Below are 16,665 nucleotides of genomic sequence, written 5' to 3' on the forward strand. Positions count from 1 at the left end.
CCCTCGCCCTTTTTGTTTGCGGATTTACTGCCCTCCGCTGCGGCCCTGATTGCCTAGTGCATTTTCTTTTGCACCCAAATCGTGTAGACGCAGCGTTTCGACCTCCCAAACCCAAAGACAGAGATTCCAGCCATGCCCGCCGACGCGCCGATCACTCAGGACGTAATGACCATTCCGCGCAAGCTGCCCGAAGGTGGCCGCACCAATCTTGTTGGCCTGACACGCGCCCAAATGCGCGACGTGTTGATCGAGGCTGGCACGAAGGAAAAGCAAGCCAAGATGCGAGTTGGGCAAATCTGGCAATGGATTTACCAATGGGGCGTGCGCGATTTCGCCAGCATGACCAATCTGGCCAAAGACTACCGCGCCATGCTGGACGAGAAATTTGTGATCGAGATTCCCGAAGTGGTCTCGAAACAGGTATCCGAAGATGGCACCCGAAAATATCTGGTCCGCATCGCGGGCGGTCACGAGGTTGAGGTCGTCTACATCCCCGAGGATTCGCGCGGTACATTGTGCATTTCCTCTCAGGTTGGCTGCACGTTGACCTGCTCGTTTTGCCATACCGGAACCCAAAAACTGGTGCGCAACCTGACTGCCGGTGAAATCATCGGCCAGGTTATGATGGCCCGCGACGATCTGGATGAATGGCCAGTGCCCGGTGCCCCCAAAGACGAAACGCGCCTGTTGTCGAACATTGTGCTGATGGGCATGGGCGAGCCGCTCTATAATTTTGACAACGTGCGCGATGCGATGAAAATCGCTATGGACCCGGAGGGTATTCAGTTGTCGCGCCGCCGGATCACGCTTTCGACCTCTGGTGTTGTGCCAGAAATCGCGCGTACCGCCGAAGAAATCGGTTGTCTGCTGGCGATCTCGTTCCATGCCACAACGGATGAGGTCCGCGACAAACTGGTTCCGATCAACAAACGCTGGAATATCGAAGAGCTATTGCAGGCTTTGGCAAGCTATCCCAAGGTGTCAAATTCGGAACGTATCACCTTTGAATATGTAATGCTGAACGGGGTGAATGACACCGACGATGACGCGTATCGCCTGATCGCGCTTATCAAGGATCACAACATTCCGGCGAAGATCAACTTGATCCCGTTCAACGAATGGCCCGGCGCGCCCTACAAGCGCAGCTCGAACAACCGCATCCATGCGTTTGCGAATATCATCTATCAAGCGGGCTTTGCCTCGCCCATTCGCAAACCCCGCGGCGAAGACATCATGGCCGCCTGTGGCCAGCTGAAATCGGCCACCGAACGCGCCCGCAAGTCACGCAAACAGATCGAAGCCGAAGCAGGGCTTAAGGGCTAAAACGACTCGAAGGTCGCGCGCATGCGAACGGGATCGGCTTTGCAGCCGGTGAAATGTTCGAAACTCAGCGCGGCCTGATGCACGGCCATACCGGCCCCTGACAGGGTTTGGCAGCCTTTGGCACATGCGTCTCGGAGCAGTTGCGTTTCAAGCGGAAAGTAGACAATGTCAGCGACCCATTGGTCGGAACGGAGCAAGCCGGTATCCATGGCTGTGCCGGGATGTGACGCCATGCCCACAGGGGTTGCGTTCACCACCCCGTCACATTGTTCAAGCGCGGACAGATCTTTTGCGGCGCGGGTACCGGCCCCAATACGGGCAGCCAAATCAACCGCCATTTGGTTATTTTGATCAAAGATCAATAGGGTTTGGACTCCCAAATCCTTGAGAGCATAGGCAACAGCGACACCGGCTCCGCCAGCCCCAATCAGCATCACCGATTGCATGGGTGCATCCACCAAACCTTCTGTCGCACTTTGAGCGAAACCGGGGCAGTCGGTGTTGTGACCAATCCGACTCCCGCCGTCAAAGAGCACCGTGTTCACCGCCCCCACTCGCTCCGCCACAGGAGAGAGGCCATCCAACAAAGGCATCACAGCCTGTTTGAACGGATAGGTGATATTCAAGCCGGCGTAGCCAGAACTCTGCGCTGCATCCAACAGATCAGCCAGCGGACGGTCATCCATCGCAGTGTCGAACAGATCGTATCGCAGGGCAAACCCCTGCGCTTGCGCCTCGGCCATATGCATGGCCGGACTGCGCGATGCCGCAATTCCCTGCCCAATCAACCCGACTTTGATGCTCATGCCAAAGGTATCCGCAAAACACCTGCGGGTGGCAAGGAGAAGCCCTCAAATTCGATTGGTACGGTTGTGTGATTAAACCAAAACCGTTCGGTCTCTGTGTCGCGGGTACGCAGACCAGTGGGCAGTTTCCGGATCGTCAACGCAGCATCCGCGCCAATGCGCGCTATCAACCTGTCCATGCACTCGGCGTCACCCCAACCCGCCATATAGGTCAAATGGCCATTGCGCAGCGCCACCGGTGTGCCCGCTCCGGTTTTGAGCAGCACGTCGCCCGTGCCTTCAATTTCCTCAAGGTAGCCTGTGATTGCCCCACCTCCGTCCAATGCAACCGGCATATCAGGGCGCAGGGTTTCCAGCCGCGATACAGTCACATCCAAACCCGGAATCGCAGGGGGCAAAGGCGCGTGTGGCATAACGAAATCCGCATCCCGAGCCCCGCTGCGCGGGCCCAAAACCACCTGAGCGTCACTTTGGGTCAGCGCTGCTTTCACCGCATCCGGCAGATACATCAAACCGGGGGCAAATACCGCCTTGTAGCCCGAAAATGCATCAGGCCGTAAAGGCACCACATCCACAGTCAAACCTGCACGCCGCAAGGCCCGATAGGTATCCAGAACCAAGGTGAAATAACTCAGCCCCTGCCCTTGCGGTTGCACCTTCCACATCCATTCGGACACATAGTCAAAAACCAGTGCCACGGGGGCTTGTTTCGATTGCACCTCTGGGGCCTCCACAAGTTCATCACGAACCTGCCGCGCCTCATGGATCGCAGGCGCGTCCTGACTGTCCGGCCGGAGCATACCTGCATGAAGCTGCTCTTGGGCAAAGGGCGCTTGACGCCAGCGAAAATAGCAGACGGCTTCGGCACCGTGGGCAAAGGCCTCCCATGTCCATAGACGCACCATTCCGGGCAAGGGGGCCGGATTGTAGGGAGCCCAATTGACTGGACCAGGTTGCTGTTCCATCACCCACCAGCGACCCTCTTGAACCGGTTTATTGCCCTTGGCAGCCCCAACAGCGCGGTAAAGATCGTGGTGAAAGGCTTGAAAATCCGGATCGCCTTGGCGCGCGTAAGCCACCTGTTGGTCAGGGGCCGCACCAACACGGTCCTCAAGAAAGCCCAACGGATAACTGTCCCAACTGGCGATATCCAGATCAGCGCCCACATCGTAATGATCAAAATCGGTGATTTTGCCCATGTAGTTATGCGCAATTGGCGTACCTGAATGGACCCGGATAATATCGGTTTGGGCGCGGTTGAACACCACGACCTGATCCGAACTAAAACGATGAAATGCCAAACGATGCGCTGGATTGGCTTCGGTCACAGTCAGGTTCGGCAAATCGATCTGATCAAAGGAATTATACTCCATCGACCAAAAAATATTGCCCCATGCAGCGTTCAGCGCCTCGATATTGTCATAGCGCGCGCGCAACCAATCGCGAAACGCCAAGCGGGCTGCATCGGAATAGCTGATGGTTGTGTCGTGACAGCCGTATTCATTGTCCGTTTGCCACGCTGCAACATACGGGTTACGGCCATAGCGTTCGGCCATCAGCGTCACGATACGGCGGCATTCCTGAAGGTATCCGAAATGGCTGAAACAGTAGTGCCGGCGCGAACCAAACTTGCGCGGGTTGCCATTTTCATCGACGGCCAGCATATCCGGATATTTATCCAGCACCCAACGCGGCGGCGTCGCTGTCGGCGTCCCCAAGACAACCTGCAAACCGGCATTTCCCAAGACCTCGATAGCACGGTCCAACCATCCCCATTGCAAATCTCCGGGCGTGGATTCAATCCGCGACCACGCAAATTCACCGACACGGACCCATGTCAGACCCGCTTCGACCATACGCGCGGCGTCCTGCTGCCAGATTTCTTCTGGCCAGTGTTCCGGATAATAGCAGGTGCCAAGGGTTCGCTTCATCCAATCGCCTCATCATACGCAGTGACGATTTGCGCTGCCTTTTCGGCAACTTGGTCCGCAGTATAGCCCGGTTTGTAAATGTTCGATCCAATGCCGAAACCCGTGGCACCCGCCGTGACCCAATCTGCGAAATTTGCAGGGCCAGCGCCGCCAACAGCATAGGTTTTTGTGCCCGCAGGCAGCACAGCTTTAAGAGCGGCCAGACCTTCCACACCCAGCTTGAAACCCGGAAAGAACTTCAGCCCGTCTGCACCACTGCGCAGCGCGCTAAAGGCCTCGGTTGGGGTCAGCACACCTGGAAAGGACAACATACCCGCCACCTTTGTTGCACGGATCACATCCGGAAACGCATCCGGTGACACAACCATTTGCGCGCCAATTGAGGCCAGTTTTTCAACCTGAGAAACTTCAAGCACAGTCCCAGCGCCAATGACCGCACGATCACCGGCATGGGCCAGCATCGCCGCAATGCTGTCAAACGGATCAGGCGAGTTCAGCGGCACCTCGATCTTGGTGATTCCAGCGTCTATCAGAACGTCCGTGATTTCTATGGCGTCAGCAGGTGTCAAACCACGTAGAATAGCGATAATTTCGCGCGTCATTGGGTATCCTTAAGGGTAGCATAGGCGGCTGATAGGCCGCGCAGAGTGATGTCTTCGGCGCAGATCGCGCGCGGCATAGCCCCTTGGGCCGCCAGCGCCGCAGAATAGGCTGACGCAATGCCATCTTCGCCCAAAACCGCGACGTCGCGGCCCAGCCAATATGGGCGGGCAGCAGCCAGTTCCATGCCGATCAACTGACCGGACAGGCGGGCACGGGCCGCAGCGGGGCTCAGCCCATGCAGCAAGGATTCCGCCCGTAAGGCAAACAGATCGCAGGCCAGCGATGCAGGGTGCGACATGCCTTCGGACACCGCAGCCAGAAATGCATCGTCATCCCAGCCTTCGGCGGTCAGTGAATGGCGCAAGACCGATTGGCCACCAATCAAGGCAAAAAGTTCACCTGTCATAAAAGTGCGAAAACTGACCACCTCTTTGGCACTGATGTGGACCCACTTGTTGTGTGTGCCCGGCAGGCAGAGAACCCCGTCAAACTCTGGTTCACAGGTCAAGAAACCGGCGATCTGGGTTTCTTCGCCGCGCATCACATCGGCAGGTCGATCTTGTTTGATACCGGGCAGGATATGAACGTCGATGCGTTGATCCTGAGTTGGCACATGCGTCGCCTGCCCCATGGCGGGCGGCTCGCACGGGGCCGTTGCATAAGGGGCTTCGCGCCACCCCTGCCGAGATCCAGCCATACCGCAACAGATCACGGGCACCTTGCCGGTGTCTGGTAGCGCGCCGCTGATCAGGTCCAGCAAAGTGCCTTCGTAGTCGGCGGCTGTCAGACGGCCCATGCCTTTGTCAGACTCTGCGTGGCCCACTGGCTGGCCTCCGGCATCCATCAACCAAATTCGCAGGTGCGACGTGCCCCAATCAACGGCAACCCAAGCAAGATCACTCACAACAACTCTCCCTCAAGGACCCACATGGCTTCGGGGAAACTCCATGGCAGGGTAAGGCCATGGCGCATCAAAAATTCGCCGTTCAACTCCACAGGCCCTTCTTTCAAGGCCGGAGTAGCGCGCGACAAACCCGGTGCATCCCCTCGATTTTTCAGGGTGATACGATAGGTGGCATCCGGTGTCAGCCCGGTCAAACGCAAAGGGCGCGGTAGAATTTGGGTGCCCGAGGTGGCCTTGCCGGAGAAAACCACAAAGCGTGATCCATCTTCCGCCAATTGTTGTTCGGCTAGGACGGAAGGATCGTGGCTATCAAGCCGCAAAATATCGGCCCGGCACATCCAACTGCGGTTGTCCTTCCACCACGTGGTGACATCACGTAGCACCTGCGCCTCGTCTTGCGTCAATTCGCGCGGATCCATTTCAAAGCCCATATGACGCTGCGCGGCAACCCAAGCACGGAACCGGATGTCCATAACGCGGCCCGACGTATGACACCTGCGCGGCCCGACATGTGAGCCCGTCACCGCCAAAGGCAACAGCAAAGCCGCCTCATGCTGAATTCGCAAACGCTCAAGCGCATCATTGCTATCAGACAGCCAGACTCGTTGGGTGTGGGTCATTATACCGCTATCAATACGGCCCCCACCCGAGGCGCAGCTTTCAATTTCAACCTGCGGATGCGCTTTGCGCAAACGGTGCATGAGTTCAAGCGTGCCATTGGCTTGCGCGGCGTCTGGTACCGGAAGCAACCGGTTATGGTCCCATTTGATATAGTCGATGTCATGTGTTGACAGAACCGCACTGATCTTATCGAAAAGATAGTCACGCACCTCGGCACGCGCCATGTCCAGCACCCGCTGTTGGCGACCTTCAATTTGATCCACGCGGCCCAAAATCCATTCGGGATGCGCACGAGCCAAATTACTGTTCACATTGACCATCTCGGGTTCGAACCACAGGCCGAACACCATACCAAGGCTGGCAAGATGCTCTATAATCGGTGCCAAACCATCGGGCCATTTGCGTGGATCAATCTCCCAATCCCCAAGACTGCTGGTATCGTCGTCCCTAGTGCCGAACCAACCATCATCCAGCACGAACCGCTCCGCGCCCAGATCTGCGGCGCGGTCGGCAATGTCTTTTAGCGTCTCCAAATCATGGTCGAAATAGATCGCTTCCCAGCAGTTATAATGCACAGGGCGCGGCGCGTCAGGCTTGGGCCAAGTCACCGTATGATCGCGAATATGGCGCTGAAAGGAGACCCCACACCCATTCAAACCGCCTACCGAAACGCTCAAAAGCAAAGGAGCCGTTTCAAATCGGGTCCCCTGCACCTGCGTGCCGGTCGCATGTCCCCACTGGATTTGACGGCGGCCGTCCGGCAGTTCTTCGGCCAGCATGACATGACCTCCGGGCCATCCGTAATGCATGCCAAACGCTGTGCCTTGGGTGTTTGTGCAGCCTTCTTCGCAGAAAAACGCCAGCGGGGGGTGTTCATGCCCCGATCGGCCGGAACGGGACTCCCGCTGAAAGACACCGGGCCGCCACGGGTTGCTTTGCATTTGAAACTCGCCGATCCAGCGACCGGAAAAATGCTGTATCTCCCCTGATTGCGGTCCCGGCAAAACCGGCGCTGCAAAGTGGTGTACAACAATCGGTTCGTCCGCTTGGAGCGTTGATTGCGCTTGGATAACGCCCCCGATGACTTCAAAGTTAACGCTTAGGCTTAACCCTAGCGCCTCATCACGCATCGCAAAAGACAGCCCATCGCCGGTGATCAATTCGAATTGAGGTCGAAGCATTTGGCCAGCCCGATAGGCCACCAACGCGGGCTGCGCATGCAGGCTGTCCCCTTCGACGGGGCAAAGCGAGATCGGAGGCAGGCGATCCATCATACCGCCTGTCACATCCGTCTGCGCTTGCGCAGCAACGGCGGCCAAGTCGCACTCTGGCAAGCTTGGCCCCCAATACACAGCTGCGGGGGTGTCGCCCTCGGAGGCCAGAACCAATGTCTGGCCAGCCGCATCAATGCGCCAAGTCCTTGGTCGCGGGTTCACTTAACCGCCCCCAACGTCAACCCAGCGATAAAGTGGCGCTGCATCATAAAGAACATGGCAACCGGCGGTAGGGCCGCCACAATACTGCCCGCGCTCATCAAATGGTATTGCGCCACGAATTGAGAGTTAAAAGACGTGATGCCTGCGGTCACAGGTTGCGCATCCGGTCCTTGGGTCAGAACAATCGCCCAGAAATAGTCGTTCCAGATAAAGGTAAAGACCAAGACTGAGAGCGCTGCAATCGCCGGGCGCATCAAAGGCAGTACGATGTACCAAAAGATCCGCCATTCTGCGACCCCTTCGACACGGGCCGCTTCGATCAGCTCAAAAGGCAATGCCCGGATAAAATTGCGCATAAACAACGTACAAAATCCGGTTTGAAAGGCCACATGGAACAAGATCAGGCCCAGTTTCGTGTCATAGAGCCCCGCCGAAACAGTCAGATCACGCACCGGAACCATCAGGATTTGAAACGGCACAAAGTTGCCCGCAATAAACATGAAAAAGATCAGCAGATTACCTTTGAACCGGTAAATTCCCAGCGCAAAACCGGTCATGCAAGACAAGGCTACAGCACCAACCACAGTCGGGACCGTGATCAAAACCGAGTTCCACAAGTACCGCGGCATATCGGATTCAAAGAAAACCCTGCCGTAATTGTTAAAAAACTCAAAGGAGGAGGGCATGCCCCAATAATTGCCGTTGGTGAAATCCGACAGCGGTCGGACTGAAAACAGGCCAACAGCTAGCAGCGGCAAAAGCCACATGATCAGCGCCAACGGCAATAGCGATTGATAAGTGATCTGCGCCGCGCGCGACTGCTTTTGAATAGGTTTAGGAAACATCTCAGACCTCCGCTGTGCCGAACGCGCCGCGTCCGTGCTTCATCTTGCCAGATAAACTCCCGCCGGAGGCTCCCGAACCTGGAACCCTGGACAAGCCTTGAATGTCGAAATGCTTCATCGCCGGGCCTCCCGCTCGTCGCGGTACATCGACCACAAGAAATAGGCGATGAAGAACAACATGATAAAGAACAAGACAACGGCAATCGCGGAACCGTATCCCATGCGGAATCCATATTCCGACAGGGCCTTTTCGAACATGTAGAAAGACAACACGCGTGTCGACCCAAACGGTCCACCGTTGGTCATAATCGAAATCAAATCGAATGATCGCAGTGCCCCAATGATCGTCACAACAAAGGCGATAAATGTTGCCGGACGCAGTTGGGGCAGGATCACATACCAAAGCATTTTAACCCCTTTAGCTCCGTCTAGGCGGCCAGCTTCGACCTGCTCGGGATCTACCGCATTCAAACCAGTCAGATAGAGGATCATACAATAAGCCGTTTGCGGCCAAAGACCGGCGGCAATGATGCCATAAGTCGCCAGTGTTGGATCACCCAAGACGTTGATTGACTCTAATCCAAGCGAAGTCAGCAAAGCATTTAAAAGTCCAACACGCGGCAGATAGAACCACGAAAACACCAGACCAACGACAACTTGCGAAATCACAAACGGAAAGAAAAACAGCGACTTGTAAAGCCGTATTCCCGGCACAGTCTGGTTCAGCAAAAGCGCAATCAACAGGCCCGCCGGAATCGCCAACAAGTACAAGACCAGCCATTTGACGTTGTTCCATAGCGAGATTTCAAAGTTCCTGTCGGTCAGCAACTCTTGATAGTTTCCGGCACCAATATAAGTCGCCTCGCCCAAACCATCCCACTCATACAGCGAGATGTTGAAGCTTTGGAAAATCGGGAAAACCACATAGGCGACGAAAAACAATATGCCCGGCAGCAAGAAAAGCAAGGGCGTGATCGTCATGCGGTTTCGCTTGGCCCAGCTTTGGTTGGCTGTGCTCATATCTTGTCCTCCCACAGAACCGGTGAATGCGAAAACCGACGCTTGCGGCTTGCGGATTCACCAAAAAGAATGCGCCCCGCCGATATTGGCAGGGCGCAAAGCAGAATTATTTGTAGATGCGACCGCGCGCGGATTCGAGACGGTTCAGGATGTCGTCCAGATTGTCTGGGAACACCATGAATTCCTGCAAACCTTCCATGCCGATCGAAGCCATTTCCGCAGGGAAATCACGATCAAAGAACTGAGCGATCCCGCCTGTGGCGTTGTTCGACAGCATCTCGAAGCCCTGGTTCAGGAATTCGTCGTCATCTACCGACGAAGCTGAGTTGACAGGCAGCTGGCCCAAACCGGAACCGGCGTTGATTTCTGTCTGCACGTCGGCTGATGTCACATACTGAAGGAAGGCACGTGCCGCTTCTTTGTTTTGTGCAGCCGATGCGATGTGGAACGTGTCGGTCGGGGCATCTTCGCCCATCGGAACATCCGCGATTTTCGGGAACTGATAGAAATCGATCTGATCATCAGTCAGGCCGCCTTCGCGCAGATGCGGTACAACAAAGTTCCCCATCAGATAGGCCGTCGCTTCGCCCTTAACAAAGAAGGGGAGCGCTTCTTGCCAGCTGTACGTCTGGTGATCGTCGATGAACGCGCCCATGTCGATCAGCTTGCGCCAATTGGCGAAGGTTGCGCGCACTTCGTCGGATGTCCAAGACGCTTGGCCGGTGGCCAGCTGCATGTGGAAATCAAAACCGTTGGTGCGCATGTTCATGTAGTCGAACCAACCGCCAGCGGTCCAAAGGTACTTGGAACCGATGGTATAACACTTGCGGCCGGATTCGAGGATCTTGGCGCAGTTGGCGATTTCTTCGTCAAAAGTTGTCGGCTCGGACAGACCCAACTCTTTGAAAATATCTTCGCGGTAATAGATGCCCCACTGATAGTAAGTATAGGGAACGCCCCACTGCTTACCGTCCAAGGTCATCGCGCCTTTGACGCTGTCCAGACCGGGTAGATCACCGTTTGCGTACATATCCGAGATATCCTCGAACAGGCCTGCATTTACGTATGGACCCATGCGGTTTGCGGCGTACCAGTTGATCACATCCGGCGCGTCTGCGGTCAGTGCGTTGCGGATCTGGCTTTTCCAGGCCTCGCGGTCAACGATCTCGACTTCGACCTCAAGGTCGGGGTGCATCGCATCAAAGTCGGCTGCAAGACCTTCCATGATCGCACGTGGTGCGGGGTTAGACATATCAGACATGATACGGAGTTTGCCGCTCAGTTCGGCCATTGCCGGCGTCACGAGGGCAGTCGACAGGGCGAGTGCGCCTGCAACCGAAGCGAATTTCTTAAGCATGGTTTCCTCCCAATTGCTTGTTGTCGGGTGTCTCACAATTTGGTTCCAAATAATGAAACATGTTTCCAACTATTGAAACTATGTCGGATTCGGGTTAGGACTGTCAACACTTCCGTTGCTGGCCGCAGACGGAAGGGCGGGAGGAGACGCTTATGAATAGCCAGGTTAAACCGACAAGGTCCGGCGACGGAACAGTCGGTAAAGCATTGGAAGTGCTGGATTTGGTTGCTGCCAAAGGCCGCCCCGTGCGCTTTGGCGAATTACTCGGCGAATCTCCGCATCCCAAGGCAACGCTGTATCGCTTGGTTCAGACGTTAACCAATCAGGGCATGCTGGCCTACGACGAATCAAGCCAAACTTACTCCCCCGGCCTCCGGTTGGTGCGTCTTGCCCATGCCGCATGGCAGCAAAGCTCGCTCGCTCCGATCGCCCGCCCCTTCTTGGATGATCTATCACGCGAAGTCGGTGAGACGATCCATCTGGCGCAGCTTGATGAGGGACAGGTTTTGTATGTCGACAAACGAAACGCCCTGAAGCCCATCGAAATGTTTTCCGCAGCTGGCAAAGTCGGCCCCGGCTATTGCACAGGCGTTGGCAAGGCGATGATCGCGCATCTGGACGAAAAAGCCCGTGAAGCCGTCATTTTGCGCCAATCCTTTTATGTCCACACCCCCAAAACAATCGCCACCGCCGAGGCTTTTCGCACGGAATTGGATGAAATTCGCCGCGAGGGCATCGCCTTTGACCGCGAAGAACATGAACCCGGTATTATTTGCATTTCCGCTCCAATTCTTGGCTCGACCGGCAGGGTTCTGGGGGCCATGTCAATCACCACGTCGACACAGCTAAAAACACTCGAAGAGCTGACCAAGCTCCGCCCCGCCCTAACCAAAACCGCACAAAAGATCGCTGAGGCTGCCGAATCCTGGCAGTTCCCAACCTAATCTCTAGGAGACCACAATGTCTGGCGTCACGCTCAACAATGCTGTGAAGAAATATGGCACCACGCAGGTCATCCACAATGTGGATCTGCAAATCAGTGAAGGCGAATTTTGCGTTTTCGTTGGCCCCTCGGGCTGCGGAAAATCCACTTTGCTGCGGATGATCGCAGGCCTTGAGGAAACCAGTGGCGGCCAGATCAGTATTGGCGGACGCGACGTGACGCATATGGACGCTGCTGATCGCGGCGTGGCGATGGTCTTTCAGACCTACGCGCTCTACCCGCATATGACGGTCGAAGAGAACATGGGCTTTGGCCTGAAAATGAACAAAGTCCCCAAGGCCGAAGTTAAAGCCAAGGTTGACGAAGCGAGCCGGATTCTAAAACTGGATGACTACCTCAAGCGCAAGCCAAAGGCGTTGTCAGGCGGTCAGCGGCAGCGGGTTGCGATTGGCCGTGCCATTGTGCGCGGGCCGGAAGTCTTTCTATTTGATGAACCATTGTCCAATCTGGACGCTGAATTGCGCGTGGACATGCGGGTTGAAATCGCCCGTTTGCACAAGGAAATCGGCGCGACAATGATCTATGTAACACATGATCAGGTCGAAGCGATGACCTTGGCGGACAAGATTGTGGTCCTACGCGCTGGTGTGATCGAACAAGTCGGATCGCCGATGGAGCTTTATAAGAATCCCGACAACAGGTTTGTCGCTGGATTTATCGGATCACCTTCGATGAACTTTCTGCGGGGCGTTGTGGAGGGCGGCAAAGTGCGCCTGACCGAATTGAGCCGCACGATTGACGCCAATGTCCCCCTGCCAGCCGAAGGCAAGCCCGTCCTCGTCGGCGTGCGTCCACAGCACATGACAATATCCGAAGCGAGCGACGATCTTACGCTGTATATCCGTGAACGTTTGGGGGGGGTGGCATATGACTATTTGCTGACCGCCAGCGGCGACAAAATCACCGTTGAAACGGATAGCGACGAAGAAATTGCCGAAGGATCGAAGGTAACAATCGACTTTGCCTTGGAGAATACAATGTTCTTTGACGGAGAAACCGAACAACGTCTCCGCTAGTCTTCGCAAACAGCAAAACACCCGACCACAACAAACAGGCCAGCCCCATGAGGCTGGCCTGTTGCATTTTCCGCCAGTCTTAGCCCCTTAAACGCCTCGGGTTAACCTTTTGGCGTATACCAGATTGGCGAAGTATAGGCCCGCTCTTGTTGCTCCAATGGTGCACCTTCCGGAGCCTCAAGACCGTATTTGACAACATCATAAAGGTACCAAGGCGGCGTTGGGATTTCGAGCACCCGAGCGTAGTAAAAAGCCCGCTCGTTCGCGTCAAAGTCAGGGTCGCTCCAGACCGTGATCAATTCCGATGTTCCGATTGTGTTCGCCCAAGTCGCCGTTGCAACATCAACCGTGCTGCCCACGGCGGGAAGCTTGCCGTCGGCGTCAATCTCACGACCATCCGACCAAACCACGTCATACACTTTTTCCTGTGTGTTGCCGTCAGCATCGACCCAGCCTTTGATGACCTGTACCCGATCAAGATTGGCCCCGATTGGATCGCGCAGCGCTGCTATCAGGAAATTCGGCGCTTTACCTTCCTCTGGGGGAGCGGTCAAATCGGCACCCATCGGAACACCTTTTGCATAGCCAACTGCCGAAACCTCACGGGTGTTCAGATCGGAGTCATTGAAATCATACCCGCCAAAGAACCGCACAGCCATGCGCGGGCCCGTGGTGCCATAAACTTCTTTGCGGTCCATCGCGTCGAACAGACTGGCGCGTGTATTTTCATGGGCCCAAACGGCAGTAAGACCGGATGCAACTTGCTGCCAACTGAAAATCTCACCTTTGTCCGTCTTCATGAACGGGTGTGTCAGCCGTTCGGGAGAGGGCTCATAACCCGCGTGCTTGCCAAAGAAATTGTTCTCTTCGATAGCTGGCAGTGAATTGTGGGAATCGGTCGCGCCAACCAGACCAAATTTATATGGGTTGGTCCCGAACTTGGCCTCAAGAAGCATGCCGTTTTTCAAAGCTTCGCGGGCATATTCACCTGCCAGCATTTCGTTGGTCTTTGCCTCGGTTAGGTCCAGATTTCCATAGTCCCAATTTCCATAGTCCGCGAACGCGTCATCGGGTGACAAAAATGGATGGGCCTCCCCGTCACCTTTGATCTGGGTGACTTCGTAGGTTCGCTCCCATTTGGCGCGTTGCTCAACATAGAGCTGGTCGATTGCCCGACCGGTAAACTGCGCATCCATCGGGAACATGATACCGTTAGACAGGTTGCCATTATGGGCAAATGCCATCGTCGCGCCATTGGTCTTGGCCTCATAGTCTTCGAGGTATTTGTACAAATCCAGGGGATCATTGCTGCCTATGGGCGCTTGGGTTGTGTAAGGGATAACCTGGCGGGCGCGGTCAGGACCATCCCGGAAAATAACGTTGCGATGTAGATTTGCGCCCTGTTCTAAGGACGTCCACTCAAAACCAATGAAGGCCGTGAAAGCGCCGGGTTCGTTAAACTCTTCCGCCGCATTTATCACGTCATCCCAAATCGTGGCATACCGGCGGGCACCGGGCGAATAGTTGGCGAACATTTCCGGGTCCATATCGCCTTGAGAAAAGGTCGTAATCAGATCAAGCGTCGCCGCGACGGCTTCCTCACCTCCGGCACCAAACCCTTTGGCCCATCTGGCCCCCTGTTCGTATTGGGTCACGATCGGAGCATTCGCTAAAATATCGCCGATCATACCCATTCCGTCGGAGTGATCCGTGATCGCAAGCCAATCAAGAGGTCTGCTGAGCCGGATTTCCTGCCCTGAGGATGCTGTCACCTGCTCACCGCGGGCAACGCGGTAGGCTGCGCGAAGCCCCAAACGGTTTCCAAAACCACCCGCGTCCATAGAAAGGGATGTGTGCAAATGGCTATCGCCCCAAAGAGGGCGTTCCGGGAAGGTGCGATTAACATAAGGTGAATAAGGAGCGTCAGAGGGAAACAACCCGTCAAGTTGCCCCTCTTCAGCTTGGATTTCCTGGGCCGTGCTAGCGCCGCCGATCAACATCAAAATTGCTGTTGAGCAGGCTAGAAAATTTGATCGTGTCATATTTTTTCCCCGTTTTTTAGTCGTTTCGATCTTCCATCCTTGAACGTATTCCCATTAGGCTAGCACAAGTCCCGCATCGGGCAAATTACTCTGTAAAAATGGATCTGGTTAATTGGTTGCGTGGCCGCTCAACCGAATGGTGCGACAGCCTAGTGCCAAAGAGAAATAGGCCGCAAAATCAAAGCCAAATCAGTCCGTTGAACTGTTGCCCAAAACATAGCCAGAATGCATCGCCCGCAATTGATTCATATCAATCCGGCGGACAGTACGTTGGACGTAATGCGCCCAAGAGCCTGCCAAAGCTGCTGCACCCGATACAAGTTCAATGCTCGAATTGTCGGGCAATCCGTGCGTATCGCGCGCTGTAATCAGGCAACAGTTTTCAGTCCTGAGCCAACCGGTGGTCCCAAATCTTCACCTTAAGATATGACCGGTCGCTTTTCTCGATACATTTGACGGCGAGGATCACCAACTTCGGTCTACACCAGAGGCTCCGACATCGGCAGGCAGGATCACCTTGACCGGTGCAATCTTCATCACGGTCCCATTTGCCCAACCCGAATACGGACATAAATTGTCGGTTAACCAAGAATGGAATTCCTCCGTGGTGTTCGAGTGAATGAAAACACACCGTTTCAGTTCATGCTGATGCTTCCTGTCGGCCTCAAAAATGGGGTCGAAGAAATGGCATCGCTTAACCGGACAAGCTTTTCCCAAGAGATCATGGCAGCTCTCGAAGACAAGTATCTGAGGGTCAATGCTGGGGGCGCAACTGGCGTGGACACCCGGGTGTTGCTTTGGCTCGGCTGTGCGAGCGGCATCCATTAGATCGGCCCAGTCGTGTTCCTTGTTCATCAGATCGCGCAGACTATCGAAGGCACGTTCGTAACCTGGGAGTGCTATGTTCAGGCTTCGCCCGCTGTGCAATTCCATGCGCGGTATGCGGAAATGTAGCTCGACGCGGTCTTCGTGCGTGTACCGGACCCACTTACAAGCGTATCGGTCGCCATCCAGACCAGCGAAAGCCAGTTCTTCGAAGCGATCATGACCTGCCGCGGCTCTTCGCCACTTGGCTGGTCACCCTCGCCAAAGCTGATCACACCAGCGCGGTAGCTCCATTTGTGAGGGCAGATCGCGGCTCTCATCATAGGCAAGGACAGTGCGGGGTCAGATAGTCAACCTGTCCAGCACCGCCACCTTTGCCGTTAGGAAAGAACTTGATCAGCATCAAGACGCCTCGCAGTGTGTGGCAATGTTCTGTTCCAACTGCCGCTCGATCCCAACGAGCGCGGTGGTGACGCGCAGCGCATCAATCTGTGACGCTTGGCCAGCATTCAACGCCGTGTTCAGCCACCGCGTCACCTGATTGAGATTGCCGACATGGCGCGACACGGCCAGCATCAAGGCGGGATGATCGACACGTGGCAACTGGTGCCGCCGCTTTGGTTCCGTGCCGGTAGCAAGCTCTCGAAGGAAGGCAGACATGGACAGGCCGCGATCTTTGGCCGCCTGCCGGATCAGCGCCTTCTCTGTAGACGAACAATAGAAGAACACCGCTTCTGGTTTTGCAGCTGCACCTGCCTTCGTGGCAGGTTGGTTGGGGTTCAAAGGGGAGGCTTGGGGCCCCTCGCAAGGTCCCGGCTCAAAGGTCGCTGGCCTAGCATTGGACCTGTCACGTTTTAGTGCCGCTCCTAGTGCTCGTTTAAGCCACCTTGCGTTCGAAAGCGACGGGGCTTTTCCAACCCAGTGCTGAATGGC

Annotated in this window: 15 protein-coding genes; 4 read left to right on the top strand and 11 right to left on the bottom strand. The window is 55.6% G+C overall.

The window, feature by feature from the left end; all coding sequences use genetic code 11:
* The first annotated feature begins 132 nt into the window (after nucleotides 1-132).
* Entirely contained in the window at nucleotides 133-1,323 is a 1,191-nt protein-coding gene (gene rlmN / locus C8N36_RS13620; protein WP_097805094.1) for a dual-specificity RNA methyltransferase RlmN, read from the top strand.
* Here rlmN and C8N36_RS13625 read toward each other — a convergent pair.
* The 8 genes from C8N36_RS13625 to C8N36_RS13660 form a co-directional block, all read right to left on the bottom strand.
* The gene (locus C8N36_RS13625) at nucleotides 1,320-2,129 is read right to left on the bottom strand and encodes a shikimate dehydrogenase (protein WP_097805093.1); all 810 of its coding nucleotides are present in this window, start codon (nucleotides 2,127-2,129) and stop codon (nucleotides 1,320-1,322) included. The two genes, rlmN and C8N36_RS13625, sit on opposite strands and share 4 nt — an antisense overlap.
* Nucleotides 2,126-4,060: a beta-galactosidase gene (locus C8N36_RS13630; RefSeq protein ID WP_097805092.1), complete on the bottom strand. Its 1,935-nt coding sequence runs from the start codon at nucleotides 4,058-4,060 to the stop codon at nucleotides 2,126-2,128. The genes C8N36_RS13625 and C8N36_RS13630 overlap by 4 nt, the downstream gene beginning before the upstream one ends.
* The gene (locus tag C8N36_RS13635) at nucleotides 4,057-4,662 is read right to left on the bottom strand and encodes a 2-dehydro-3-deoxy-6-phosphogalactonate aldolase (RefSeq protein WP_097805091.1); all 606 of its coding nucleotides are present in this window, start codon (nucleotides 4,660-4,662) and stop codon (nucleotides 4,057-4,059) included. Before C8N36_RS13635 ends, C8N36_RS13630 begins: the two co-directional genes overlap by 4 nt.
* Nucleotides 4,659-5,567, bottom strand: a complete 909-nt coding sequence (locus C8N36_RS13640; RefSeq protein WP_097805090.1) for a 2-dehydro-3-deoxygalactonokinase — start codon at nucleotides 5,565-5,567, stop codon at nucleotides 4,659-4,661. The genes C8N36_RS13635 and C8N36_RS13640 overlap by 4 nt, the downstream gene beginning before the upstream one ends.
* Nucleotides 5,564-7,624, bottom strand: a complete 2,061-nt coding sequence (locus C8N36_RS13645; protein ID WP_097805089.1) for an alpha-galactosidase — start codon at nucleotides 7,622-7,624, stop codon at nucleotides 5,564-5,566. Before C8N36_RS13645 ends, C8N36_RS13640 begins: the two co-directional genes overlap by 4 nt.
* Complete coding sequence (locus C8N36_RS13650) at nucleotides 7,621-8,469, bottom strand: carbohydrate ABC transporter permease (RefSeq protein ID WP_097805088.1); 849 nt, start codon at nucleotides 8,467-8,469, stop codon at nucleotides 7,621-7,623. The genes C8N36_RS13645 and C8N36_RS13650 overlap by 4 nt, the downstream gene beginning before the upstream one ends.
* A gap of 114 nt (nucleotides 8,470-8,583) precedes the next feature.
* Nucleotides 8,584-9,489 carry a carbohydrate ABC transporter permease gene (locus C8N36_RS13655; protein ID WP_097805087.1) on the bottom strand — a complete coding sequence of 302 codons (906 nt, stop codon included), beginning with the start codon at nucleotides 9,487-9,489 and terminating at the stop codon, nucleotides 8,584-8,586.
* 106 nt (nucleotides 9,490-9,595) lie between these two features.
* Nucleotides 9,596-10,846: an ABC transporter substrate-binding protein gene (locus C8N36_RS13660; protein WP_245910813.1), complete on the bottom strand. Its 1,251-nt coding sequence runs from the start codon at nucleotides 10,844-10,846 to the stop codon at nucleotides 9,596-9,598.
* Between the two features lie 152 nt (nucleotides 10,847-10,998).
* Here C8N36_RS13660 and C8N36_RS13665 point away from each other — a divergent pair, with 152 nt between their 5' ends.
* The gene (locus C8N36_RS13665; protein WP_097805086.1) at nucleotides 10,999-11,790 is read left to right on the top strand and encodes an IclR family transcriptional regulator; all 792 of its coding nucleotides are present in this window, start codon (nucleotides 10,999-11,001) and stop codon (nucleotides 11,788-11,790) included.
* Nucleotides 11,791-11,806: 16 nt separating this feature from the next.
* Entirely contained in the window at nucleotides 11,807-12,865 is a 1,059-nt protein-coding gene (locus C8N36_RS13670) for an ABC transporter ATP-binding protein (RefSeq protein ID WP_097805085.1), read from the top strand.
* A gap of 101 nt (nucleotides 12,866-12,966) precedes the next feature.
* Here the strand turns inward: C8N36_RS13670 and C8N36_RS13675 are convergent, their stop codons facing one another.
* A complete protein-coding gene (locus C8N36_RS13675) occupies nucleotides 12,967-14,907 on the bottom strand; it encodes a DUF3604 domain-containing protein (protein ID WP_097805084.1) in 1,941 nt (646 codons plus the stop codon).
* Between the two features lie 591 nt (nucleotides 14,908-15,498).
* Between C8N36_RS13675 and C8N36_RS24185 the strand changes: the two genes are divergently transcribed.
* Nucleotides 15,499-15,735 (top strand): hypothetical protein, encoded by a 237-nt coding sequence (locus C8N36_RS24185; protein ID WP_170125871.1) that lies wholly within the window; start codon nucleotides 15,499-15,501, stop codon nucleotides 15,733-15,735.
* Nucleotides 15,736-15,812: 77 nt separating this feature from the next.
* On the opposite strand, the gene C8N36_RS24365 is transcribed toward C8N36_RS24185, so the two are convergent.
* Both C8N36_RS24365 and C8N36_RS24520 read right to left on the bottom strand, forming a co-directional pair.
* Complete coding sequence (locus C8N36_RS24365) at nucleotides 15,813-16,055, bottom strand: hypothetical protein (protein ID WP_176527096.1); 243 nt, start codon at nucleotides 16,053-16,055, stop codon at nucleotides 15,813-15,815.
* Nucleotides 16,056-16,134: 79 nt separating this feature from the next.
* On the bottom strand, nucleotides 16,135-16,665 hold a 531-nt coding region (locus tag C8N36_RS24520), incomplete at its 5' end, for a plasmid mobilization protein (protein WP_245910814.1).

It is taken from the genome of Pelagimonas varians (assembly GCF_003208435.1).
Classification (GTDB): Bacteria; Pseudomonadota; Alphaproteobacteria; order Rhodobacterales; family Rhodobacteraceae; genus Pelagimonas; species Pelagimonas varians.